The following is a 273-nucleotide window of genomic DNA, read 5'->3' on the forward strand; positions in this document are numbered from 1 at the left end:
TTCTTGTACTTCTTCTCGCTGCCGCATGGGCAAGGATCGTTACGGCCGACATCCTTCAGCGCGTTGCGCACCGGCTCCTGATGGCCATGGTTGCAGTGCGGGCCGTGCACATGGTCGTGATCGTGATGATCGTGGTCATGGTTGCAGTCAGGGCCGTGGACGTGGGGTTGGTTGCTCATGGTGTTACTCGTGCAGGTTATTCGGGGATGAAATCGCCGGGAATTATCTCGCCATTACGCGCCATGTGCACGCTGCGGCCGAATAACATGCCGG

1 protein-coding gene is annotated in these 273 nt (G+C 58.6%); it reads right to left on the minus strand.

The features are described from left to right. Positions 1-179: SEC-C metal-binding domain-containing protein (locus tag CKO35_RS17770; RefSeq protein ID WP_200177425.1), on the minus strand; the 179-nt coding region annotated here is incomplete at its 3' end. Positions 180-273: the final 94 nt, after the last annotated feature.

Origin of the sequence: Ectothiorhodospira shaposhnikovii (genome assembly GCF_016584105.1) — a bacterium.
Lineage (GTDB): Bacteria > Pseudomonadota > Gammaproteobacteria > Ectothiorhodospirales > Ectothiorhodospiraceae > Ectothiorhodospira > Ectothiorhodospira shaposhnikovii.